A 24,324-nucleotide genomic window follows, 5' to 3' on the forward strand; every position below is an offset into this window, starting at 1 on the left:
AAAATAGTGATGATGATTGAAATAAAGCGCCGCTCTGTTGGAGATACCTCAGGTTTTTCTGACTCTTTGCCTCCTTTAATGCAGCGTATTTATGCAGCAAGAGGATTAAGCTCTGAGCAGCAATTAGAGAAAACGGCAAAAGGTTTAATTACCTACAATCATCTTGCCAATATTGAAACTGCGGTTGAGTTACTTGAAGATGCGTTACGAAAGAATTTACGTATTATTGTGGTGGGTGATTTTGATGCTGATGGTGCGACAAGCTCGGCGCTTTCTGTTGAAGCATTACGAACGTTAGGGTGCAGTAATGTTGATTATCTTGTGCCTAATCGTTTTGAAGATGGCTATGGTTTAAGTCCTGATGTGGTACAACAAGCAAAAGTGAAAGGTGCAGAACTTATCATGACCGTGGATAACGGCGTTTCTTCTATCGATGGTGTCGAAGAAGCTAAGCGTGAAAATATTCCAGTCCTTGTCACCGATCATCATCTACCTGGCTCTACGTTACCTGATGCAGCAGCTATTGTTAATCCTAACTTATCTCAATGTGCTTTCTCTTCAAAATCGATTGCAGGAGTTGGCGTTGCTTTCTATTTAATGCTGGCATTACGTGCACATTTAGAGAAAAAAGGATGGTTCATTGAAAAAGGTATACCTAAACCAAATTTAGCGATATTACTTGATCTGGTCGCATTAGGGACAGTTGCGGATGTAGTAGCATTAGATAAAAATAATCGTATTCTTGTTCATCAAGGTCTACAACGAATTCGTGCGGGTCAATGTCGTCCCGGTATTAAAGCATTAATTGAAGTCTCTAATCGTGAAATTACACATCTAACATCAAGTGATTTGGGTTTTGCATTAGGGCCCAGAATCAATGCGGCTGGCCGATTAGATGATATGTCATTTGGTATTGAACTGTTACTTTCAAACCATATCGAAGCTGCACGTCGTATGGCCAGTGAATTAGATAGTTTGAATCAGTCTCGAAAAGAGATTGAAGAAGGGATGAAGCAAGAAGCGATTGCGATTTGTGAACGCTTAAAATTTAATGAGCAAGAAGAGATGCCATATGGATTGGTGCTATTTCAATCTGATTGGCATCAAGGTATCATTGGTATTGTCGCTTCAAGAATTAAAGATAAGTATCACCGTCCGACCATTGCATTTGCTGATGGTAATGAAGGTTTAATCAAAGGATCATGTCGATCTATTCCCGGTCTTCACATGAGAGATACTTTAGATCTGATTGATACCCGTAATCCTGGTTTAATTTTAAAGTTTGGTGGTCATGCCATGGCGGCAGGGTTAACGATTGCAGCAAAAGACTTAGAGCGTTTTAATCATGCGTTTGATAGTGCAGTTCGTCAATCTCTGGATGCTGATGCATTAAAGGGCGTGATATTAACGGATGGTGAGTTAGCCCCAAATCTATTAACTTTAGAGACAGCTGATGAAGTTCAAGCTGGTGGTCCATGGGGGCAAGGTTTCCCAGAACCTATCTTTGAAGGCGAGTTTAAAGTATTACAGCAACGCCTTGTGGGAGAGAAACATTTAAAATTGATGTTAGAACCTGTTCAAGGTGGTGCAATGTTAGATGCCATCGCGTTTAATATAGATTTAAAATTATGGCCTGATTTTTCTGTTAAATCAGTCTATTTAGCTTATAAATTAGATATTAATCGTTTTAGAGGTAATCAAACTGTTCAATTACTGGTTGATTATATTGAAGCGAAATAGTGAATAAGTGTTGATATAACGATGAAGTGCGTATAATTAGATTACTTTTTTACGACTATGATATTTTTTTAGACTGAGGTAAAACAGAATGACTGTTTTATCGCTTATTTTAATTAAGATGAGTAATAATGTTCGAAATAAATCCTATTAAAAATCGACTTGAGGATGTCTCTAATAGAAGAGAAATTCTTAGGGGGTACCTTTGACTACGATGCAAAGAAAGAGCATCTAGAAGAAGTTAATGCAGAGTTAGAGCAACCAGATGTTTGGAATGAACCAGCAAGAGCGCAAGCGTTAGGTAAAGAACGTGCATCATTAGAAGCGGTTGTTGATACCATAGACCAACTGGTTCAAGGTATTGATGATATTGAGGGCTTACTTGAACTTGCTATTGAAGAGCAAGATCAAGAGACGTTTGATGAGATTGAACCAGAATTAGTGATGTTAGAAGAGAAACTCGCTAAACTTGAATTTCGTCGTATGTTCTCAGGTCAACACGATAGCGCTGATTGTTACCTCGATTTACAGTCGGGCTCTGGAGGTACAGAAGCTCAAGACTGGACGTCTATGCTTCTTCGTATGTATCTACGTTGGGCAGAAGATAAAGGATTTAAAACAGAAATTATTGAAGTTTCTGCTGGTGATGTTGCCGGTTTAAAATCAGCAACAGTACGTATCAGTGGTGAATACGCTTATGGTTGGTTAAGAACCGAAACCGGTGTTCATCGTCTAGTTAGAAAATCACCATTTGATTCAGGTGGTCGTCGTCATACTTCATTTGCCTCTGCATTTATCTATCCAGAGATTGATGACAATATAGATGTTGATATTAACCCATCGGATCTACGCATCGATGTGTATCGAGCATCAGGAGCTGGTGGTCAGCACGTAAACACCACGGAATCAGCGGTCCGTATTACCCACGTACCAACAAATATAGTTGTTCAATGCCAGAATGATCGTTCTCAACATAAGAACAAAGATCAAGCAATGAAACAATTAAAAGCTAAACTGTATGAGTTTGAACTACAAAAGCAGAATGCAGAGAAGCAAGCAAACGAAGATGCAAAATCAGATATTGGCTGGGGCAGCCAAATACGTTCATACGTATTAGATGACTCAAGAATTAAAGATCTACGTACAGGTGTTGAGAATCGTAATACTCAAGCCGTACTGGATGGCAATTTAGACCGCTTTATCGAAGCTAGTCTTAAATCAGGTTTATAAGATAGGTAAGGTTAAAAAAAATGACTGAACAAGTACAAGATGAAAACAAGCTTATTAGTGAGCGTCGCGGAAAATTAACTGCCATTCGTCAAACATGTAAAGCAAATGGTCACCCAAATGATTTCCGTCGTGATTCACTTGCCGGTGATCTTCAAGCTCAATTTGGTGACAAAACTAAAGAAGAGCTAGAAGAACTCAAACACGTAGTCGCTATCGCTGGTCGTGTTATGGCTAAGCGTGGTCCATTCCTTGCTATCCAAGAAACATCAGGTCGTATTCAAGCTTACGCGGCAAAAGATGTGCAGAAAGTACTTAAAGATAAGTATCAAGGTTTAGATATCGGTGACATCATCGGTGTTAAAGGTACTTTGCATAAGTCTGGTAAAGGCGACCTTTACGTTAATATGGAAGAGTATGAGCTATTAACCAAAGCACTTCGCCCATTACCTGAAAAGTTCCATGGTTTAACTGACCAAGAGATGCGTTACCGTCAGCGTTATGTTGACCTGATTGTTAATCAAGATTCACGCGAAGCATTTATTATTCGCTCTAAAGTGATCGCATCAATTCGTACTTTCATGAATGACAATCAATTCATGGAAGTTGAAACGCCAATGATGCACGTGATCCCGGGTGGCGCAACTGCTCGTCCATTCATCACGCATCATAACGCACTAGATATGCCAATGTATCTACGTGTTGCTCCAGAGCTATATCTTAAGCGTTTAGTTGTCGGTGGTTTTGATCGTGTATTCGAAGTTAACCGTAACTTCCGTAACGAAGGTCTATCTCCTCGTCATAACCCAGAATTTACCATGATGGAATTCTATATGGCGTATGCAGATTATAATGATCTGATGGATTTCACTGAAGCGCTATTAAGCTCAGTAGCAAAAGATGTATTAGGTTCAACGTCTATGCCTTATGGTGAAGATACTGTTGAGTTTGGTGGAACTTATGCGCGTTTAAGCATGTTTGATGCGATTAAACAGTACAATCCAGACCATACAGAAATCCAAGCATTAACAGAAGAAGATATTCAGGATCGTGACAAAATGGTTGCGATTGCTAAATCTGTTCATGTTGACGTAGAACCATTCTGGACATGTGGTCAGCTGTTAGAAGAGATCTTCGGTGAAACGGCAGAGCCTAAACTGATGCAGCCAACATTCATTACAGGTTACCCAGCGGATATTTCGCCACTGGCTCGTCGCAGTGATAGCAATCCATTCTTTACTGACCGTTTTGAGTTCTTTATTGGTGGTCGTGAAGTTGCAAATGGTTTCTCTGAGCTTAATGATGCAGAAGATCAAGATGCACGCTTTAAAGCACAAGTAGAAGCAAAAGAGTCTGGTGATGATGAAGCGATGTTCTATGATGCAGATTATATCACTGCATTAGAGCACGGTTTACCACCAACAGCGGGTCAAGGAATCGGTATTGACCGTTTAGTGATGCTGTTAACTAACACACATACTATTCGTGACGTAATTCTATTCCCAGCAATGCGTCCTCAAGCATAATGGAATCGATATAAGGAATGATTGCTGTAAAATTTTTGCATTAGCCATTCAATATTATATAAAAAAGCCGCTTTATTTGAGCCTTAATTGAAAGGTTTAAATGAGCGGCTTTTTATTTTTATTACTTTTCTTCGATAAAATCATAGAAAAACCGTGCTTTTTGTTGTAAAAAACAGCGTTACGCCCCTTTTTTAACCGCTTGATTAAAAAAGTGTGATTTATTTCAAAAAAGCCCTTGCCAACTGATCAGAACTCCCTATAATGCACATCCATCGACACGGGGCACAACGCAAACAACGGTTAGCGAAGTGACCGAGAGTTAGTTAGAAGCTAACCTTTACTGTCGATATGCTCTTTAAAAATTTAAAACTTATGAAATCTGTGTGGGCACTCGTTATCGAGAATCAACAAAAAGATTACTCAATGAACTGAGTGACCAATACAGTGTAAGACATAATTTATTATGAATTATACTGGCACAGTCAATTCACTATCATTCTGTTGGAATGGTAGTAGCTTTAAGATTACAGTCTAACTTTATTTATAAGGTTGGATTTAGTTTTGAAGTCAGTATTCGTTGAGCCGTTTCGAAAGAAACAACAAAACTTTAATTGAAGAGTTTGATCATGGCTCAGATTGAACGCTGGCGGCAGGCCTAACACATGCAAGTCGAGCGGTAACAGAGAGTAGCTTGCTACTCTGCTGACGAGCGGCGGACGGGTGAGTAATGCTTGGGAAGTTGCCTTAATGAGGGGGATAACTATTGGAAACGATAGCTAATACCGCATAATTCTCTACGGAGCAAAGCAGGGGACCTTCGGGCCTTGCGCATTAAGATACGCCCAAGTGGGATTAGCTAGTTGGTGAGGTAATGGCTCACCAAGGCGACGATCCCTAGCTGGTCTGAGAGGATGATCAGCCACACTGGAACTGAGACACGGTCCAGACTCCTACGGGAGGCAGCAGTGGGGAATATTGCACAATGGGCGAAAGCCTGATGCAGCCATGCCGCGTGTATGAAGAAGGCCTTAGGGTTGTAAAGTACTTTCAGCAGTGAGGAAGGTGGTAAGTTTAATACGCTTGCCACTTGACGTTAGCTGCAGAAGAAGCACCGGCTAACTCCGTGCCAGCAGCCGCGGTAATACGGAGGGTGCGAGCGTTAATCGGAATTACTGGGCGTAAAGCGCATGCAGGCGGCCTATTAAGTCAGATGTGAAAGCCCGGAGCTCAACTCCGGAAGGTCATTTGAAACTGGTAGGCTAGAGTCTTGTAGAGGGGGGTAGAATTTCAGGTGTAGCGGTGAAATGCGTAGAGATCTGAAGGAATACCAGTGGCGAAGGCGGCCCCCTGGACAAAGACTGACGCTCAGATGCGAAAGCGTGGGTAGCAAACGGGATTAGATACCCCGGTAGTCCACGCCGTAAACGATGTCTACTTGAAGGTTGTGGCCTTGAGCCGTGGCTTTCGGAGCTAACGCGTTAAGTAGACCGCCTGGGGAGTACGGTCGCAAGATTAAAACTCAAATGAATTGACGGGGGCCCGCACAAGCGGTGGAGCATGTGGTTTAATTCGATGCAACGCGAAGAACCTTACCTACTCTTGACATCTACAGAAGCCAGCGGAGACGCAGGTGTGCCTTCGGGAACTGTAAGACAGGTGCTGCATGGCTGTCGTCAGCTCGTGTTGTGAAATGTTGGGTTAAGTCCCGCAACGAGCGCAACCCTTATCCTTGTTTGCCAGCACGTAATGGTGGGAACTCCAGGGAGACTGCCGGTGATAAACCGGAGGAAGGTGGGGACGACGTCAAGTCATCATGGCCCTTACGAGTAGGGCTACACACGTGCTACAATGGCGCATACAGAGGGCTGCAAGCTAGCGATAGTGAGCGAATCCCAAAAAGTGCGTCGTAGTCCGGATTGGAGTCTGCAACTCGACTCCATGAAGTCGGAATCGCTAGTAATCGTGGATCAGAATGCCACGGTGAATACGTTCCCGGGCCTTGTACACACCGCCCGTCACACCATGGGAGTGGGCTGCACCAGAAGTAGATAGCTTAACCTTTCGGGGAGGGCGTTTACCACGGTGTGGTTCATGACTGGGGTGAAGTCGTAACAAGGTAGCCCTAGGGGAACCTGGGGCTGGATCACCTCCTTAACGATTTGATATTTCGTGATGAGTACCCACACAGATAACATAAGTTTTAGCTCTTTAACAATTTGGAAAGCTGACTAGTAAACTCGTTAGTGATTTTTTAATCATTAATAAGTTGAAAAGTAATAATTGTTTATTCGAAAGAATAAACGAGTTCTCAACACAATACACATTCAAGTGTCTTGTATTCAAATTAACATCATTGATGTTAATTCTATATTGAGTCCGGCAAACGATAATTAACATTACCCTGTTGATTATCAACAATCAAAAACCTGGTTGTTTGAACATACATAAGACCCTTTCGGGTTGTATGGTTAAGTGACTAAGCGTATACGGTGGATGCCTTGGCAGTCAGAGGCGATGAAGGACGTGCTAACCTGCGAAAAGGGTTGGTGAGCTGGTAAGAAGCGTTATTAACCAACCATGTCCGAATGGGGAAACCCACTTAGCATAAGCTAGGTATCCTATAGTGAATTCATAGCTATAGGAGGCAAACTCGGGGAACTGAAACATCTAAGTACCCGAAGGAAAAGAAATCAATTGAGATTCCGACAGTAGCGGCGAGCGAACTCGGATTAGCCCTTAAGCATAGTTAGAGTTAGGTGAACACGCTGGAAAGCGTGGCGATAGAGGGTGATAGCCCCGTAGCCGAAGAGTCTAATTAAGTGAAATCGAGTAGGACGGGACACGTGGTATCCTGTCTGAACATGGGGGGACCATCCTCCAAGGCTAAATACTCCTGACTGACCGATAGTGAACCAGTACCGTGAGGGAAAGGCGAAAAGAACCCCTGTGAGGGGAGTGAAATAGAACCTGAAACCGTATACGTACAAGCAGTGGGAGCCTCTTTTATGGGGTGACTGCGTACCTTTTGTATAATGGGTCAGCGACTTATATTCAGTGGCAAGGTTAACCGTTTAGGGGAGCCGTAGGGAAACCGAGTCTTAACTGGGCGACACAGTCTCTGGATATAGACCCGAAACCGAGTGATCTAGCCATGGGCAGGTTGAAGGTTGAGTAACATCAACTGGAGGACCGAACCGACTAATGTTGAAAAATTAGCGGATGACTTGTGGCTAGGGGTGAAAGGCCAATCAAACTCGGAGATAGCTGGTTCTCCCCGAAAGCTATTTAGGTAGCGCCTCGGACGAATACTACTGGGGGTAGAGCACTGTTAAGGCTAGGGGGTCATCCCGACTTACCAACCCTTTGCAAACTCCGAATACCAGTAAGTAATATCCGGGAGACACACGGCGGGTGCTAACGTCCGTCGTGGAGAGGGAAACAACCCAGACCGTCAGCTAAGGTCCCAAAGTTGTGATTAAGTGGGAAACGATGTGGGAAGGCTCAGACAGCCAGGATGTTGGCTTAGAAGCAGCCATCATTTAAAGAAAGCGTAATAGCTCACTGGTCGAGTCGGCCTGCGCGGAAGATGTAACGGGGCTAAATCACACACCGAAGCTACGGCAATATAGCTTGCTATATTGGGTAGGGGAGCGTTCTGTAAGCGGTTGAAGGTGTATCGAGAGGTATGCTGGACGTATCAGAAGTGCGAATGCTGACATGAGTAACGATAAAGGGGGTGAAAAGCCCCCTCGCCGGAAGACCAAGGGTTCCTGTCCAACGTTAATCGGGGCAGGGTGAGTCGACCCCTAAGATGAGGCTGAGAAGCGTAATCGATGGGAAACGGGTTAATATTCCCGTACTTTTTACGACTGCGATGGGGGGACGGAGAAGGCTAGGTGGGCCTGGTGATGGTTATCCAGGTTCAAGTGCGTAGGCGGAAGGTTTAGGTAAATCCGGACCTTTTTTAACGCTGAGACACGATGTCGAGCTACTAAGGTAGTGAAGTCATTGATGCCATGCTTCCAGGAAAAGCCTCTAAGCTTCAGGTCGTAAGAAATCGTACCCCAAACCGACACAGGTGGTCGGGTAGAGAATACCAAGGCGCTTGAGAGAACTCGGGTGAAGGAACTAGGCAAAATGGTACCGTAACTTCGGGAGAAGGTACGCTGCCGGCGGTGATGGGACTTGCTCCCTAAGCTGCTGGCAGTCGCAGATACCAGGTGGCTGCAACTGTTTATTAAAAACACAGCACTGTGCAAAATCGAAAGATGACGTATACGGTGTGACGCCTGCCCGGTGCCGGAAGGTTAATTGATGGGGTTATCTTCGGAGAAGCTCTTGATCGAAGCCCCGGTAAACGGCGGCCGTAACTATAACGGTCCTAAGGTAGCGAAATTCCTTGTCGGGTAAGTTCCGACCTGCACGAATGGCGTAATGATGGCCACGCTGTCTCCACCCGAGACTCAGTGAAATTGAAATCGCAGTGAAGATGCTGTGTACCCGCGGCTAGACGGAAAGACCCCGTGAACCTTTACTACAGCTTGGCACTGAACATTGACCCTACATGTGTAGGATAGGTGGGAGACTTTGAAACCGCGTCGCCAGATGCGGTGGAGTCAACCTTGAAATACCACCCTTGTATGCTTGATGTTCTAACGTTGGCCCCTAATCGGGGTTGCGGACAGTGCCTGGTGGGTAGTTTGACTGGGGCGGTCTCCTCCCAAAGAGTAACGGAGGAGCACGAAGGTGGGCTAATCACGGTCGGACATCGTGAGGTTAGTGCAATGGCATAAGCCCGCTTGACTGCGAGAATGACAATTCGAGCAGGTGCGAAAGCAGGTCATAGTGATCCGGTGGTTCTGAATGGAAGGGCCATCGCTCAACGGATAAAAGGTACTCCGGGGATAACAGGCTGATACCGCCCAAGAGTTCATATCGACGGCGGTGTTTGGCACCTCGATGTCGGCTCATCACATCCTGGGGCTGAAGTCGGTCCCAAGGGTATGGCTGTTCGCCATTTAAAGTGGTACGCGAGCTGGGTTTAGAACGTCGTGAGACAGTTCGGTCCCTATCTGCCGTGGGCGTTGGAAGATTGAAGGGGGCTGCTCCTAGTACGAGAGGACCGGAGTGGACGAACCACTGGTGTTCGGGTTGTCATGCCAATGGCATTGCCCGGTAGCTAAGTTCGGAATCGATAACCGCTGAAAGCATCTAAGCGGGAAGCGAGCCCTGAGATGAGTCTTCCCTGGCACTATAAGTGTCCTAAAGGGTTGTTCGAGACTAGAACGTTGATAGGCAGGGTGTGTAAGCGTAGCGATACGTTGAGCTAACCTGTACTAATTGCCCGTGAGGCTTAACCATACAACACCCAAAGGGTTTTGATGGACTCAAAAGAATACGACTCGATGAGTCAAAAGATACTTGAATGAAGTATTGAGAACATTATTACGAATTATCAGACTTTCCAAATTTCGTTAAACGCGAATATTCGCGGTTAACAACAAAATTTGCTTGGCGACCATAGCATTGTGGACCCACCTGACTCCATTCCGAACTCAGAAGTGAAACACAATCGCGCCGATGGTAGTGTGGGGTCTCCCCATGTGAGAGTAGGTCATCGCCAGGCTTCGCTTTATGTCTTCAGATTTTAGATATCTGAAAGCAAACCAGTTCTGCTTATGCAGACAGTAAAGAACCCAGCCTTTGGCTGGGTTTTTTGCGTTTGGGTATTTATTAAAATAAGTATTTTTATCGCTATAAAAAATAATGTTTTACTGCCGTACCAATTAATTTTTCTTTGATATTTCATTTTTAATTAAACCTTATGTAATATTCATTATTGTGTCAGTTTTTTATTTCAGATAAATGTGATAAATAGAACTACATACTTTTTTCGATTAATTCGCATGCATCCTCCTTAACTATAACCCCTAATTGTTGCCCATCCATCAGCTCGCCAAATTTGTCTAATGCTTTTCTTCTTTGGTAAGTGTTGTAATTCTCTTTTTTTATAAAATCTAAAATATCTACAAAGTTTAAGTCATTAACTTTTTTATCAATATTAAGATTAAAAATAGTTTTACTTACACATGTTTTAGCGTGAAAGAAATACTCAATCAGTTGAAAAGCCTCGTTAAAATCACCTTTTTCACCAGCAAGCATTAATCGTGTATCAATGACGCTCGCTAAATTAATTGCTTTTTGATAATCCTGATTATCAGGAAATAGGCGATAAGCTGCTCTTTCTATATCATCACGGAATCCATTGTTATTACTGTCTACTCCTTCAAGTGCTGCTTTTCCTGCTTCTCCGGGATCGGGAGGAAGGTAATCAGGATAAAAGCCTCCACTATCACGACAACCAGACAGTATGATGAGCAAAGTAATGAGGAGAGTCGTTTTGATTTTTTTCATATTAATATTCCTTATTAATTAATGATCTTAAAAATAAATTTTCTTGTTATATGCACCTTTTCGGTTTCTGATGATGGCTGTATATAGCTGTAAGTTGATACAAATAAATAGATCTTATTGAGTAAGCGTAGATTACATATTGTTCAATAAATAACCTGAAGCAAGGTGGCAGTTAGTTAATTAATAGTATTTTTTAAGATTAAATAAATAATTAATTAAAATAAGATAGAAAGGCAGAGTGAGGTTATAAATATAAATAGAGTGATAAAGTAGAGAAAACTTCCTATTATCGATGTGGTTGGCATTTAAAGGCCATACTACATACTTTTTTTGATAAGCTCGCATGCATCCTCCTTAGAAATAGTACTGATAACTTGGCCACTGATCATTTCACCAAATTTATCTAATGCATTACGACGTTTACTCGTGTCATAATTAAAAAGATCAATTTTAATATATATATCATTTATATTATAACCATTCCTTATTGTACCAAAGTCATTATTAAAAATTACTTGATGAATACATGCATATGAATGATTTAAGTATTCAATTGCTTTTAGCCCAGCATTAATATTACCACTCTCGCCAGCTAGCATTAGTCTAGTCTCAATAACACTCGCTAAATTTAAATTCTCTTGATACTCAGGATTATCAGGGAATAAGCGATAAACCTTATGTTCTACATCATCACGAAATCTATTGTTATTGCTGTCTACACCTTCGATAGTTCGTTTACCTTAACCATCAGGATCAGGGGTGATATGAGGAGGTATCACGACAACCAGTTATAGCAATGAGCAAACATAATGGAATTAAGTAGGTTATTTTCATTTTCCTTACTCCTTAAATAAGACCTCTTATTAAAGATTATTTATATTTAAAAGTTAACTTATACCAAATGATTGAATGTTTAATTATTATTTCTATTTAAATGCTTCACTAATAATAAACAGGGCAACAGTTACAAAAGTATTCAATGATAGTTAACTATCAATGAAATATTAATAATAGTTTATTTTAAATTTCATGGTGGATTTTTATTAAATATTATTTAACTAGCCGCTGAGTGTTTCATTATTGATAATTTATTATTTACCTATAGCATGTAAGTATAAATATGACCTGTTTTTGAGAATCCTTAAAAATAGGAATTAACTTATTTTGTTTAATTACTTTTCTTGAAGATTCTTATTTGATTTTAATTATTATTATTAAATAAGGCTGAATATATAGGTGTCTATAAATGAACGTTAAAAAAACTGGCTCACGTTATACTCGACCATTAATTATTGTGGGTGGTGTCTATGAACCTTGGTTAACGTTATTAGATCAAACTGGTTGGTCTTATCATCGCTGTTATGATTTAAGAGCGGCACAAGCTTTTTTTAATGAGGTTGGCTCTTGCATTGGTATTATGGATATGAGCCATGACGACTTCAGTATTGATGGAATGGCTAAATTAGCTCATGGCCACCGTCAAGTTCGCTGGTTGGCTCTAATTCGTCAGGAGCAGCTTAAATCTGATGCTGTCTGCCAGTTTATTGTCAATTTCTGTGTCGATTATTTTGTTCATCCTGTTGCTGATTCCTTATTATTGAGTTCGATTGGGCATCAACTAGCCATGCTCGAGCTGAAATGTAAAATCTGGCCACAAATTGATGTTCATCATGACTTAGGTATTTTAGGTAATTCGGTTGTGATTAGAAAAGTGAAAGATCAAATTCGAAGAGTCGCTCCAACGGATGTTTCAGTTTTAATTTTAGGAGAAAGCGGGACAGGAAAAGAATTGGTAGCTCGTGCTATCCATAAAAATTCGGTAAGGAATAAAGCCCCATTCATCACTCTAAACTGTCGTCAGCGATCATTTAAGCACAGTTACCAATTAGAGAGTAATGAAACTCTCGATCAAGCGATTAAATTAGCCAATAATGGCTCGTTATTTATTGATGAGATTGCGGACTTAACTTATTCGCAACAAGCTCATTTACTTCAGATTTTACAAGATCGTTCAATTGATCATCATCATCAACAGAAAGAGCCTATTGATATCCGTATTATTGCTGCAACTCATTTTGATTTAGCCAAATTGACGGTCGAAAAGCGGTTCCGTGAAGATCTCTACTATCGTTTAAATGTTTTAAGAATAAAGGTGCCAACACTGCGTGAGAGGAATTCGGATATTATGTTATTAGCAGAGCACTATCTGTTTAAATTTTCCCAACAATATAATACTCAAGCACGTTATTTTACAGAAGATGCGAAGCAGAAATTGATGATTCATCTTTGGCCTGGGAATGTTAGAGAGTTAGTCAATCAAATTAAACAAGCCGTCTTATTGGCTGATGGTAATATGATTGAAAGTTGGCATTTAGATCTTCCTTCTCAACCTGAAGCAAGGCTAAGTTTGCGAGATATAAGAGAAGATACTGAAAGAAATGCATTAATATCGGTACTTGAGTCTCATGATGGTCAAGTGTCTGCTGCAGCTAAAGAGCTAGGTGTTTCTCGAGCGACAATGTATAGACTATTGAATAAGCATCAATTAATTACAGAATCTAATGACGTGTTTAAAAAAGTGAGTATTTAACATTAATCATTATTGATAGCATTAATATTCATTCATACTTGAAGGCGCTATTTTATTGAAGCAAATAAAATAGCGCCTAATAAGATCTAAGGTGGTCAAACTTGGTGGCTAAGGGCAAGGATTTGAAAACTCTACACCAATCTTTTCAATCTCACTCATTAACTCATCAGAGAGTGTTAGATTGATACTTTCAATATTCTCGTCCAGTTGCGCCATTGTTGTGGCGCCTATAATATTTGAAGCAACAAAGGGGCGTTGATTGACAAAGGCTAAAGACATTTGAGCAGGAGAGATATTGAACTCTCGAGCTAAATTAACATAAGCTTCCGTTGCTTTTTTCCCTTGTTCATTAAAGTAGCGTGAGAATCTAGGATAAAGCGTACAACGAGCATCTGCAGGTTGTTGATTGATATACTTTCCTGAGAGTGCACCAAATGCCATTGGCGAGTAAGCGAGTAGGCCGATCTCTTCATGTTGACTAATTTCTGCAAGACCAATTTCAAAACTGCGGTTTAATAAACTGTATGGATTTTGTATGGAAACCATTTTTGGTAAATTATGCTTTTCAGCGAGTGCTAAATAACTCATTAATCCCCATGGTGTCTCATTTGATACACCAATGTGACGGATTTTTCCTGCTTTAACTAGTTGATCTAACACTTCTAGAGTATCCAATAAAGAGACATCTGACGCTTCATCACTGTATTGATAGTTTAATTTTCCAAAGCAATTTGTTTCACGTTGTGGCCAATGAAGTTGATACAGATCGATATAATCTGTTTGTAGACGTTGAAGGCTATCATTAATCGCATCATTAATATTTCTATGATCAAGAGCCATATTCTCACGAATATAAGGGTTACGTTGTGGACCTGCAACTTTGGTTGCTAACACCACTTTTTCACGCATTCTTGATTTTTTCAGCCAACTACCAATATATTGCTCAGTTAAACCTTGAGTTTCTTGTTTTGGAGGAACAGGATACATTTCGGCTGTATCGATGAAGTTGATCCCTTTTTCTATTGCAAAATCTAATTGTTGATGAGCCTCTTTTTCACTATTTTGCTCACCGTAGGTCATGGTGCCTAAACAGATTTTACTAACATTTAACTGTGTTCCTGCCAAAGTTTGATATTTCATTTAAGCTCCTTTTCTAAACTAGATTAAATCTTATTAATTATCATTCCTTTAATTATATTAACGATAATAGCACTAAATTAGATCAAAATGATCTTTTAAAATTTGGTGTGTGAATCGAGTTTTTAGGTAAAATCCTCTAGGAAGTGTTTTTATTGATTCTCCGTTGATACCATAAGCTTCTGTTAATGCTTTACTATTGGCCGCTTTAGGGCGGATTTGTAAGTACTCTCCCATGCGAGCTGTAATTGATTCAACTCGGCCTAATACAATCATATCAACGAGTTCTTCCCAATCTTGTTGTAGCGCGAACGCCTGTTCTGTGTTCGGTGACCAGAGAAAAGGCATCCCAACTCGTCGATCTGCTAATGGGATCTCCCTAATACCTTCAATTGGCACCCAAAGCACGTGTGATAACTTTTTCTTTACGTAACTGTTTTTCCAAGTTAAACCATGAAGACTCACTAAAGGGGCAACGGCAACAAATGTTGTTTCTAAGGGCTTGCCGTTATGATCAATCGGGATCGTTTTTAGTTCAATGCCTAAATGCGGAAAATCTGGTTCAGCACGACTTCCAGCATAAGCGCCTAAATGCCACTCTATTAGTTGACCAACCCAACCTTTATCTCGCTTTAAATCATTAGGCACTGGTATTTTGTTGATTGCTGCTAATTCACCAAAAGTAAGACCAGCGATACCTTCTGCTCGATCGATGAGTTGTTGAGCATTAATCGGGGGGATGGCTTCATTGCACAGTTCTCTTTTCAATATTTCGGATTAGAGTGGAGAGAGAAAGTATAATTTATCTCGAAAGGATCCTCTAGTCTGGATCATTTAAAGATATCCACAACTAAAGTATAAGGAATCGATTGAAAAAGTGACATAAATCACTACCTGATCATGCATACAGAGGTTTGATGGGGTTTTATACACAAAAATTAGAAATTTAATCGATTGTAATTAGATTGAATGTGGATAACATCTTTTGTGGTGGATCTTTAACCGATCTTATTTTAAAGGCTAAAATGGACAATAGAAGATCTTTTTATATCGAATTGATGGCGATTAATTAATGATAAATAAGCTTTTTTTAATTTTATTTAATTGTTTATAAAAATATAAAATGAAATGTTATTCATAATATTCTTAAATCCCGATCTTTCACACAAAGATATCCACAGATTTAGTGTATAATTTTTTGTATTATTAAAATAATTGTTAATAACTTGTATTTGCAAGATCATTTAATCAACATTTATCGGGTGATTGGATCTTGTTCTTTTTTCTCTCTTTTTGCTACTTTTTTCGCTTAATGGTTTACCGCAACGCCGCACTGTGAAAAAATTAGATTAATTAAATTTACTATCGAGGAAATCCAGTGATTGATAGCGATGGTTACCGTCCAAATGTAGGGATTGTTATCTGTAACGATCATGGTCAAATATTCTGGGCTAAAAGATATGGACAGCATTCTTGGCAATTTCCTCAAGGTGGCATTGATGATGGAGAAACTCCTGAAGAAGCCATGTTTCGAGAATTGTTTGAAGAGGTTGGGTTAACAAAAGATGATGTGAGAATTTTAGCGAGTAGCCGTAATTGGTTACGCTATAAATTACCAAAACGTCTTGTCCGTTGGGACTCTAAACCTGTCTGTATTGGACAGAAACAAAAATGGTTCTTACTCCATTTAGAATGTGATGAATCAAAAGTTAATATGAAAAGAGGCAAAACGCCTGAGTTTGATGGTTGGCGCTGGGTAAGCTTTTGGTATCCAGTACGTCAAGTTGTCTCATTTAAACGTGATGTCTATCGACGAGCAATGAAAGAGTTTGCTTCTGTCGCTATGCCTTTTAGTGAACGTCAACTTAGGAAGACGAAAGGCAAAAAATAGTGCAACTTTTTCCAATGTTATTGTCATATATTATGCAATTGATTCGTTTATGACCGAATAGATATAATGAATACGCTATCTTTAACAGTAATGAATTGAAATATACTCTCTTTTCTATTGTTAAAGGTAGCGTTCATTGTATATGCAATCTTAATTTATTTTTTTGCTTAATGGGAATTTGGCATGTCACAACACTTTTTAACCTTTCCAACTATTGATCCTATATTAATATCTATTGGACCTCTCGCTATTCATTGGTATGGCGTGATGTATTTATTGGGTTTTGCCTTTGCTATTTGGTTAGCAAATTGTCGAGCAGATAAGCCTAACAGTGGCTGGACACGTGATGAAGTGAGCGATCTACTGTTTGCTGGCTTTTTAGGTGTCGTCGTGGGTGGTCGAGTTGGCTATGTACTTTTTTATAACTTTGATCTTTTTCTAGCTGATCCTCTTTATTTATTTAAAGTTTGGACTGGGGGAATGTCATTCCATGGCGGGTTATTGGGTGTTATTACCGCAATGTTATGGTTTGGTCGAAAAACCAGCCGTAAATTTTTCACCATTGCTGATTTTATCGCACCGCTTGTTCCATTTGGTCTAGGTGCAGGTCGTTTAGGTAACTTTATCAATGGCGAGCTTTGGGGGCGAGTAACGGATATGCCTTGGGGAATGATTTTTCCTACCGGAGGACCATTACCTCGACACCCATCGCAGTTATATGAATTCTTCTTAGAGGGCGTGGTTTTACTGCTGATCTTAAATCTATTTATTCGGAAACCTCGCCCATTAGGGGCTGTATCAGGTCTGTTTTTACTCGGTTATGGCTCATTTAGATTTATCATTGAGTATTTCCGCGAACCGGATGCTCAATTAGGGTTGTACGGTGGATTCATTAGTATGGGGCAGATTTTATCTTTACCTATGGTGATTGGTGGTATTGCAATCTTGGTGTGGGCATACAAGAGAAAAACGGTTTAAATTAAATACACTCTTTTTTATCATATTAACGATGGAGGTATGAGATGATTTTCGTGCCTCTTTTTTCTTTTTATTCCTTATTTCTATCATTTATCATCGAAGGTATATCAGATGAAACAGTATTTAGATCTTTGTCAGCGAATCATAGATAACGGTGTTTGGGTAACCAATGAAAGAACAGGTAAACGCTGTTTAACCGTTATTAATGCCGATTTAGAGTATAATGTCGCAAATAATCAATTTCCTCTTATTACGACGCGTAAGAGCTTTTGGAAGTCAGCGATTGCAGAATTATTAGGTTATCTTCGAGGATATGATAATGCAGAGCAATTTCGTGCAATAGGCTGTAATACGTGGAATGCAAACGCCAATGACAATCCGGTATGGCTGAATAACCCGCATCGTAAAGGTGAAGATGATATGGGGCGTGTTTATGGTGTTCAAGGACGCTCATGGGCGAAATTAGACGGCACTCATCTTGATCAACTAAAGAAAGTTTATGATGATCTCAAACGAGGTGTTGATGATCGTGGTGAAATTATTACATTTTATAATCCAGGAGAGTTTGAGTTAGGTTGTTTGCGTCCTTGTATGCATACTCATCACTTCTCATTATTGGGTGATACGCTTTATTTAAATAGCACTCAACGTTCTGCGGATGTTCCATTAGGGATTAACTTCAATCAAGTGCAATGTTATGTGTTTTTAGCATTAATGGCACAAATTACCGGTCATAAAGCGGGAAAGGTCTATCATAAGTTAGTTAACGCTCACATTTATGAAGATCAATTAGCGTTGATGCGTGATGTACAGTTAACACGCGAGCCTCTTCCTTTACCAACATTCAAGATTAATCCTAAAATTAAAACATTAGAAGATGTTGAGACTTGGGTGACGACAAATGACTTTGAAGTTGAAGGTTATCAGCATCATGAGCCAATAAAGTATCCTTTTTCAGTGTAATATTAATAATATAACGTATTACTCAGTATTAAATAGTTACAATTAAAAGAGTGAATACTCGGTATTTTAGAGTTCATTGACAATTATTACTGAGTATTGCACGGATATAATACGACAATACCTACATATTCCTCGGTTTTTCCGAGGTTTTGTTTCTAAACAAACGATTTTTTAAAGTTCAACTATCCTATTATATTGTTAGGAGTATTTATTTTAGGAAAGAGAGTTTGTTTATGAAGGACGCTATTCGTCAATTTTTAAAGCTAGAATCAGCGGGTGGCATTCTGCTGATTATCGCTTCCATTCTTGCAATGGTCTTCGCTAACACCGCCTTCCAAGGCTTGTATCATGGATTTTTAAACACGCCAGTGACAGTTGGAGTTGGCGCGTTGGTTATCGATAAACCTCTTATCTTATGGATTAACGATGGATTAATGGCGGTGTTCTTCCTTGTTATTGGCTTGGAAGTTAAACGAGAGCTGTTAGAAGGTTCGTTAGCAACCAAAGAACAAGCAATCTTCCCCGCTGTGGCTGCAGTTGGTGGTATGGTCATCCCTGCGCTTGTTTTCTTAATGTTTAACTTTGGTGACGATATCGCTCGTGACGGTTGGGCTATTCCTGCTGCAACTGATATTGCGTTTGCATTAGGTATCATGGCGCTATTAGGCAGCCGTGTGCCAATTAGTTTAAAAATCTTTTTATTAGCATTGGCAATTATTGATGATTTAGGCGCAATTGTGATTATCGCGCTTTTCTATAGCAGTGATCTTTCTGTGATGGCATTAGTTATTGCGTTTGCAGCTACAGCACTGCTATTTTGGATGAACATAAAAGATGTAACTAAGATATCTTGGTATGTTGTGGTTGGTATTATCCTTTGGGTCAGTGTATTAAAGTCAGGTGTTCATGCAACATTAGCAGGTGTTGTTATCGGTTTCGCTATTCCTCTGAAGGGCGATAGCAAAAAAGATAAAGAGTATTCACCACTAAAAACGATGGAACATGCACTACACCCGTATGTCGCGTATTTTATTCTGCCTATCTTCGCGTTTGCTAATGCGGGGGTCTCATTACAAGGCGTTTCGATGGGCGGATTAACCTCAATGTTACCACTCGGGATTATTTTTGGTTTGTTATTCGGTAAGCCGATCGGTATCACTTTAGCGAGCTGGTTAGCGGTGAAATCAGGCATGGCGAAATTACCTGAAGGTGTTACCTTTATTCATATTGTTGCGGTTTCTGTACTGTGTGGTATCGGATTTACCATGTCGATGTTTATCTCATCATTAGCATTTGAACAGGCATCGGCAGATTTTGGCACCTATTCTCGTTTAGGTATCTTGATTGGTTCCTTGTTAGCTGCAGTGATTGGTTACTTCTTATTACATAAGACACTGCCTAAAGAGCCTGCGAAAGTCGCTTAACTGCAAACATTATCTGATAAGCAGGTAACTTTAATAAAAAAAGACGCTATTTTTCTGATTTATTAAAATAGTGATTGATGAGTCCAGAGTGGCGGAGTAATCTGCGACTCTGGACTTTTTTTGTTAAAGGAAGCTATGTCCCATCTCAATTATAATCACCTCTACTACTTCTGGATGGTCTGCAAGCAAGGATCCGTCACCAAGGCAGCCGAAGCTCTGTTTTTAGCTCCTCAAACCGTTACAGGGCAAATTAGAGCACTAGAAGAGCGCTTTAATGGCAAGTTAACCAAACGAGCTGGACGTAATATCGAACCCACTGAACTAGGACAGATGGTTTTTAAATATGCCGATAAGATGTTTGGTTTAAGCTATGAGATGCTTGATATTGTTAATTACAGCCAACGAGATAATATTTTATTAGAAGTGGGTGTAGCTGATGGCTTATCAAAACGCCTTGTCAGTAAAGTGCTACAAGAAGCGATGACAGAGGAAGACAACCTCCATATTTGTTGCTTCGAATCGACCCATGAGTTACTCCTAGAGCAATTATCGCAACATAAACTAGATATGATTATTTCAGACTGTCCTGTTGACTCGACGCAAAATGCCGGTCTCTTCAGCAAGAAGTTAGGTGAGTGTGGAATGAGTATTTTTAGTTCTGTTGGTGAAGAACTTGCCTACCCTCAATGTTTAGAACTATATAGCGTGTTACTTCCTAGTCGTCGAGCGGCAATGGGACGTAAAATTCATCAATACTTTGATCAGCAAGGTTTGAGACTCAATGTGATGGGGGAGTTTGATGATGCGGCATTGATGAAAGCCTTTGCCATGGATTATCCTGCTCTATTTATTGCGCCTGATATTTATGCAGAAGAGTTAATTGTTAAGTCAAATATCCAATTGGTGACCAAACTTCCTTCGATTAGTGAAGAGTATTATCTAATTTTTGCGGAGCGAATGATTAAGCACCCTGCGGTTCAACGTATTTATGATGCCAATTTTTCAACAATTTTTGGTCATTATTAATCGATACTCATTCTGCTTTTACCTGAAGTTGTTAGGTTGTTTTTTTATTGCTGAGGCATAACTCACTCACTTTTAGCTGGCTAGTCATGCCAATTATATTAGATGCAGCGAGGGGTGACTGTGGAAATGACAGCGCTTTGTCAGGTAGAAAAGGGAAGACAAGCTATAATATTTTTATGCTTTTTATATTGAATTGAGATGAAATTTTATAAGACTGCCAAATTTCAGATATAAAAAAACCGGCCGAGGCCGGTTTTTTATTAGAAAATCAGTATTCTTTAAAAAATTAAAGAGCGCTGATTTTAGCAGCTAGACGTGATTTATAACGTGCAGCTTTGTTTTTGTGAAGTAGGCCTTTACATGCCATACGATCCACGATTGGCTGCATTTCAGCGAAAGCTGAAGTTGCAGCTGCTTTATCACCAGCTGCAATAGCGGCGATAGTTTTCTTGATATAAGTGCGCATCATAGAGCGGCGGCTTGCATTATGCTGGCGACGCTTCTCAGATTGGATTGCACGCTTCTTAGCAGACTTGATATTTGCCAAGGGTTAACTCCCAAATCTAGTTCGGTGACAATTTAAGGCCGAGGAATATGCCTCTTTCTGAACAAATTGTCAACTTATTTGTGCAAATAACCGCCGTGCCGATACAAAATTGGCACTTGCGAGCTATCACGGTTAATATAGCGGCCAATTCTAACAGTATTCGACCAAGTAAGTAAGCTTTTATTGGTCCCTATTTTTGAGGTTTTTTTGTGAGTAAACGTCTGATACGTTCAGGACTGATTGTAAGTACCATGACATTGGTCTCTCGAGTGCTAGGTTTAGTCCGAGATGTGGTGGTTGCAAACCTACTTGGCGCAGGAGCCGCTGCGGATGTTTTTTTCTTCGCAAATAAAATTCCTAACTTTTTACGTCGACTTTTTGCTGAAGGGGCTTTTTCTCAAGCTTTTGTTCCTGTACTGACAGAATACCAAGCGCAAGGTGATATCGATAAGACTCGACAATTGATAGCCAAGGTCTCAGGTACGTTAGGAGTCATCGTGACTATTGTGACTTTAATTGGCGTGATTGCCTCTCCAGTGCTTGCGGCTCTATTTGGTGCGGGTTGGTTCATGGATTGGCTAAATGGTGGCCCAGATGGTGCAAAATTTGAATTAGCGGCATTTATGTTGAAGATCACCTTCCCGTACCTTTGGTTTATCACTTTTGTTGCACTTTCTGGTTCGATCTTAAATACCTTAGGTAAATTTGCGGTCTCTTCGTTTACCCCTGTTTTTCTCAATATCACCACGATAATTGCGGCGATTTTTATCTCTCCGTATTTAGCTGAGCCTGAAGTTGGATTAGCGATTGGTGTTTTTGCTGGTGGTTTAGTTCAGTTTCTATTTCAAATTCCGTTTTTAAAACGAGAAGGTATGCTAGTTCGCCCTAAATGGGGATGGAGTGACCCTGGTGTCGTAAAAATCAGAAAATTAATGATCCCTGCACTATTTGGGGTATCTGTTAGTCAAATTAACTTACTGTTTGATACGTTTATTGCCAGCTTTCTTGCGACAGGTTCAATCAGTTGGCTCTATTATTCTGATCGCTTATTGGAATTTCCTCTGGGTTTATTTGGTATTGCGATTGCAACGGTAATTTTGCCTACACTCTCTAAAAAGCATGTAGAGAAGATCGGCAATCAATTTGCAGAAACCATGGATTGGGGAGTAAGAATGATTATGTTGCTCGGTATTCCAGCAATGATTGGTTTAATTATCTTAGCTAAACCGATGTTAATTGTTCTTTTTATGCGTGGTGAGTTTGGCTTGCATGATGTTAATGCGGCGTCGTTATCTTTGTTTGCTTATGCGTCGGGTCTATTGAGTTTCATGCTGATTAAAGTATTAGCCCCTGGTTATTACGCACGCCAAGACACCAAGACGCCAGTAAAATATGGAATTATAGCGATGGTCACTAATATGTTTTTTAACGCTATTTTCGCATGGTTTTATGGTTATGTTGGTTTAGCGATGGCCACGTCACTTTCGGCATTAGTCAATGCTGGATTATTGTACCGAGGATTACACTTAGCGAATGTTTATCAAGTATCAAAGACCACTTTGTTGTTTGTATTGCGTCTGGTGATTGCTGGGATTTCAATGGCGTGTTTACTTGGTTATTTAATGCCTGACATCTTAGCTTGGCAAGAATGGACACTTCTTGAGCGAACATTGCATCTCTTTGGTTTAATTGGTGCAGGGGCGATCAGTTATATTTTTGTCGCTCTATTATTAGGTGTTCGCACTAAGCATCTTAAATCAATCGCTTAGTTGTGATAGAAGCGCTATTTTTAGTAATATTTAATCTCAAAACAAGATCAAATGGTCTTGATACTCGCAACTTAATAGGATTTAAGTATATAATCCGTTAGTTTGGTTATTATTGACAGCAAGCAGGGTTATGGAACTCATTAGAGGAATTCACAACATACAGCCTTATCATCAAGGTTGTGTACTGACAATTGGTAATTTTGATGGCGTACATTTAGGTCATCAAGAGGTACTAAAAAAAGTCTTAGCAAAAGCGAAAGAGCTTAACTTGCCCGCTGTTGTGATGATCTTTGAGCCACAACCCCGTGAGTTTTTTGCTGGCAATAGCGCACCTGCAAGGCTGACACGACTACGAGATAAATGTGTTCAGTTAGAGAAGTTAGGGGTTGAACGTTTACTTTGTATCAATTTTAATGCTCACTTTGCAGAAATGGCACCAAATGATTTTATTCAACACTTGTTGGTTGAACGGTTGGGTGTTAAATTTCTAGTTGTTGGTGATGATTTTCAGTTTGGTCGTCAACGAGCGGGTAATTTCTCTACTCTCAAACAAGCTGGAGAACAGTTTGGATTTGAGGTGGCAAGTACTCAAAGCTTCCGTTTATTAGATAAACGAATTAGCAGTACGGCAATTCGTCATGCGTTAGCGAATAGTGATCTATCGACAGCTGAACAGATGCTTGACCGAACTTATAGTATCAGTGGTCGTATTGCTCATGGACGAAAGCTTGGGCGAACCATTGGATTTCCTACAGCAAATATCCCATTAAAACGCAGAGTTTCTCCAGTATCTGGCGTATTTGCTGTGAATATCCTTGGTTTAGGTGACAAGCCTCTTAATGGTGTCGCCAATATTGGCAGTCGACCTACCGTCAATGGTCTACGCCAACAGTTAGAAGTACATATTTTTGATTTCAATGAAGATCTTTATGGTCGACAAATTGAAGTCCAGTTGCGTTATAAACTGCGTGACGAAATCAAGTTTGCATCTTTCGATGATCTCAAAGATCAAATTGTCAAAGATGCACAGGAAGCTAGAGATTGGCTCTCCTCCCACTAAATTTTATTAATGTCTAAGACGTCTTGGAACGGAAT

The 24,324-nt window shown here is 40.2% G+C and carries 16 protein-coding genes and 3 rRNA genes; 14 read left to right on the top strand and 5 right to left on the bottom strand.

Translation table 11 applies throughout. The annotated features are described in order from the left end of the window. The first annotated feature begins 12 nt into the window (after nucleotides 1-12). From recJ to rrf, 6 genes are all read left to right on the top strand, one after another. Complete coding sequence (gene recJ / locus L0B53_RS09270; RefSeq protein ID WP_235062217.1) at nucleotides 13-1,740, top strand: single-stranded-DNA-specific exonuclease RecJ; 1,728 nt, start codon at nucleotides 13-15, stop codon at nucleotides 1,738-1,740. A 128-nt stretch (nucleotides 1,741-1,868) separates the two neighbouring features. Further along, nucleotides 1,869-2,967, top strand: a protein-coding gene (prfB, locus tag L0B53_RS09275) for a peptide chain release factor 2 (RefSeq protein WP_235061785.1) whose coding sequence is annotated in 2 segments (ribosomal slippage) — nucleotides 1,869-1,943 and nucleotides 1,945-2,967 — 1,098 coding nt in all. Because the reading frame shifts where the segments join, the coding sequence is not laid out codon by codon here. A gap of 20 nt (nucleotides 2,968-2,987) precedes the next feature. After that, nucleotides 2,988-4,490, top strand: a complete 1,503-nt coding sequence (lysS, locus tag L0B53_RS09280) for a lysine--tRNA ligase (RefSeq protein WP_235061786.1) — start codon at nucleotides 2,988-2,990, stop codon at nucleotides 4,488-4,490. A 608-nt stretch (nucleotides 4,491-5,098) separates the two neighbouring features. Then, a 16S ribosomal RNA gene (locus tag L0B53_RS09285) occupies nucleotides 5,099-6,644 on the top strand. Nucleotides 6,645-6,956: 312 nt separating this feature from the next. Continuing rightward, a 23S ribosomal RNA gene (locus L0B53_RS09290) occupies nucleotides 6,957-9,851 on the top strand. A 149-nt stretch (nucleotides 9,852-10,000) separates the two neighbouring features. Beyond that, a 5S ribosomal RNA gene (gene rrf / locus L0B53_RS09295) occupies nucleotides 10,001-10,116 on the top strand. The 16S, 23S and 5S rRNA genes sit together here, the layout of an rRNA operon. 254 nt (nucleotides 10,117-10,370) lie before the next feature. Here the strand turns inward: rrf and L0B53_RS09300 are convergent. Together L0B53_RS09300 and L0B53_RS09305 are read right to left on the bottom strand one after the other, a co-directional pair. Continuing rightward, nucleotides 10,371-10,904 carry a hypothetical protein gene (locus tag L0B53_RS09300; RefSeq protein WP_235061787.1) on the bottom strand — a complete coding sequence of 178 codons (534 nt, stop codon included), beginning with the start codon at nucleotides 10,902-10,904 and terminating at the stop codon, nucleotides 10,371-10,373. 317 nt (nucleotides 10,905-11,221) lie between these two features. After that, nucleotides 11,222-11,503, bottom strand: a complete 282-nt coding sequence (locus L0B53_RS09305; RefSeq protein WP_235061788.1) for a hypothetical protein — start codon at nucleotides 11,501-11,503, stop codon at nucleotides 11,222-11,224. Nucleotides 11,504-12,150: 647 nt separating this feature from the next. Between L0B53_RS09305 and L0B53_RS09310 the strand changes: the two genes are divergently transcribed. Next, nucleotides 12,151-13,494 (top strand): sigma-54 dependent transcriptional regulator, encoded by a 1,344-nt coding sequence (locus L0B53_RS09310; RefSeq protein ID WP_235061789.1) that lies wholly within the window; start codon nucleotides 12,151-12,153, stop codon nucleotides 13,492-13,494. 108 nt (nucleotides 13,495-13,602) lie between these two features. On the opposite strand, the gene L0B53_RS09315 is transcribed toward L0B53_RS09310, so the two are convergent. After that, on the bottom strand, nucleotides 13,603-14,634 hold the full coding sequence (locus tag L0B53_RS09315; protein WP_235061790.1) for an NADP(H)-dependent aldo-keto reductase: 1,032 nt from the start codon (nucleotides 14,632-14,634) through the stop codon (nucleotides 13,603-13,605). Nucleotides 14,635-14,706: 72 nt separating this feature from the next. After that, nucleotides 14,707-15,399, bottom strand: a complete 693-nt coding sequence (gene mutH, locus L0B53_RS09320; protein WP_235061791.1) for a DNA mismatch repair endonuclease MutH — start codon at nucleotides 15,397-15,399, stop codon at nucleotides 14,707-14,709. Between the two features lie 610 nt (nucleotides 15,400-16,009). On the opposite strand from mutH, the gene rppH reads away from it, so the two are divergent. From rppH to nhaR, 5 genes are all read left to right on the top strand, one after another. Further along, on the top strand, nucleotides 16,010-16,522 hold the full coding sequence (rppH, locus tag L0B53_RS09325) for an RNA pyrophosphohydrolase (protein ID WP_235061792.1): 513 nt from the start codon (nucleotides 16,010-16,012) through the stop codon (nucleotides 16,520-16,522). A 183-nt stretch (nucleotides 16,523-16,705) separates the two neighbouring features. Then, nucleotides 16,706-17,500, top strand: coding sequence for a prolipoprotein diacylglyceryl transferase (gene lgt, locus L0B53_RS09330; protein WP_235061793.1), 795 nt, complete (start codon nucleotides 16,706-16,708; stop codon nucleotides 17,498-17,500). Between the two features lie 111 nt (nucleotides 17,501-17,611). Beyond that, nucleotides 17,612-18,463 carry a thymidylate synthase gene (locus L0B53_RS09335; RefSeq protein ID WP_235061794.1) on the top strand — a complete coding sequence of 284 codons (852 nt, stop codon included), beginning with the start codon at nucleotides 17,612-17,614 and terminating at the stop codon, nucleotides 18,461-18,463. 233 nt (nucleotides 18,464-18,696) lie between these two features. Next, nucleotides 18,697-19,887 carry a Na+/H+ antiporter NhaA gene (gene nhaA, locus L0B53_RS09340; RefSeq protein WP_235061795.1) on the top strand — a complete coding sequence of 397 codons (1,191 nt, stop codon included), beginning with the start codon at nucleotides 18,697-18,699 and terminating at the stop codon, nucleotides 19,885-19,887. A 135-nt stretch (nucleotides 19,888-20,022) separates the two neighbouring features. Next, nucleotides 20,023-20,913, top strand: coding sequence for a transcriptional activator NhaR (gene nhaR / locus L0B53_RS09345; protein WP_235061796.1), 891 nt, complete (start codon nucleotides 20,023-20,025; stop codon nucleotides 20,911-20,913). Nucleotides 20,914-21,199: 286 nt separating this feature from the next. On the opposite strand, the gene rpsT is transcribed toward nhaR, so the two are convergent. Continuing rightward, a complete protein-coding gene (gene rpsT, locus L0B53_RS09350; RefSeq protein WP_235061797.1) occupies nucleotides 21,200-21,460 on the bottom strand; it encodes a 30S ribosomal protein S20 in 261 nt (86 codons plus the stop codon). 209 nt (nucleotides 21,461-21,669) lie between these two features. Between rpsT and murJ the strand changes: the two genes are divergently transcribed. Both murJ and ribF read left to right on the top strand, forming a co-directional pair. Beyond that, a complete protein-coding gene (gene murJ, locus L0B53_RS09355) occupies nucleotides 21,670-23,229 on the top strand; it encodes a murein biosynthesis integral membrane protein MurJ (RefSeq protein WP_260115576.1) in 1,560 nt (519 codons plus the stop codon). A 130-nt stretch (nucleotides 23,230-23,359) separates the two neighbouring features. Next, a complete protein-coding gene (ribF, locus tag L0B53_RS09360) occupies nucleotides 23,360-24,289 on the top strand; it encodes a bifunctional riboflavin kinase/FAD synthetase (protein WP_235061798.1) in 930 nt (309 codons plus the stop codon). Nucleotides 24,290-24,324: the final 35 nt, after the last annotated feature.

It is taken from the genome of Vibrio sp. SS-MA-C1-2 (assembly GCF_021513135.1).
GTDB lineage: Bacteria > Pseudomonadota > Gammaproteobacteria > Enterobacterales > Vibrionaceae.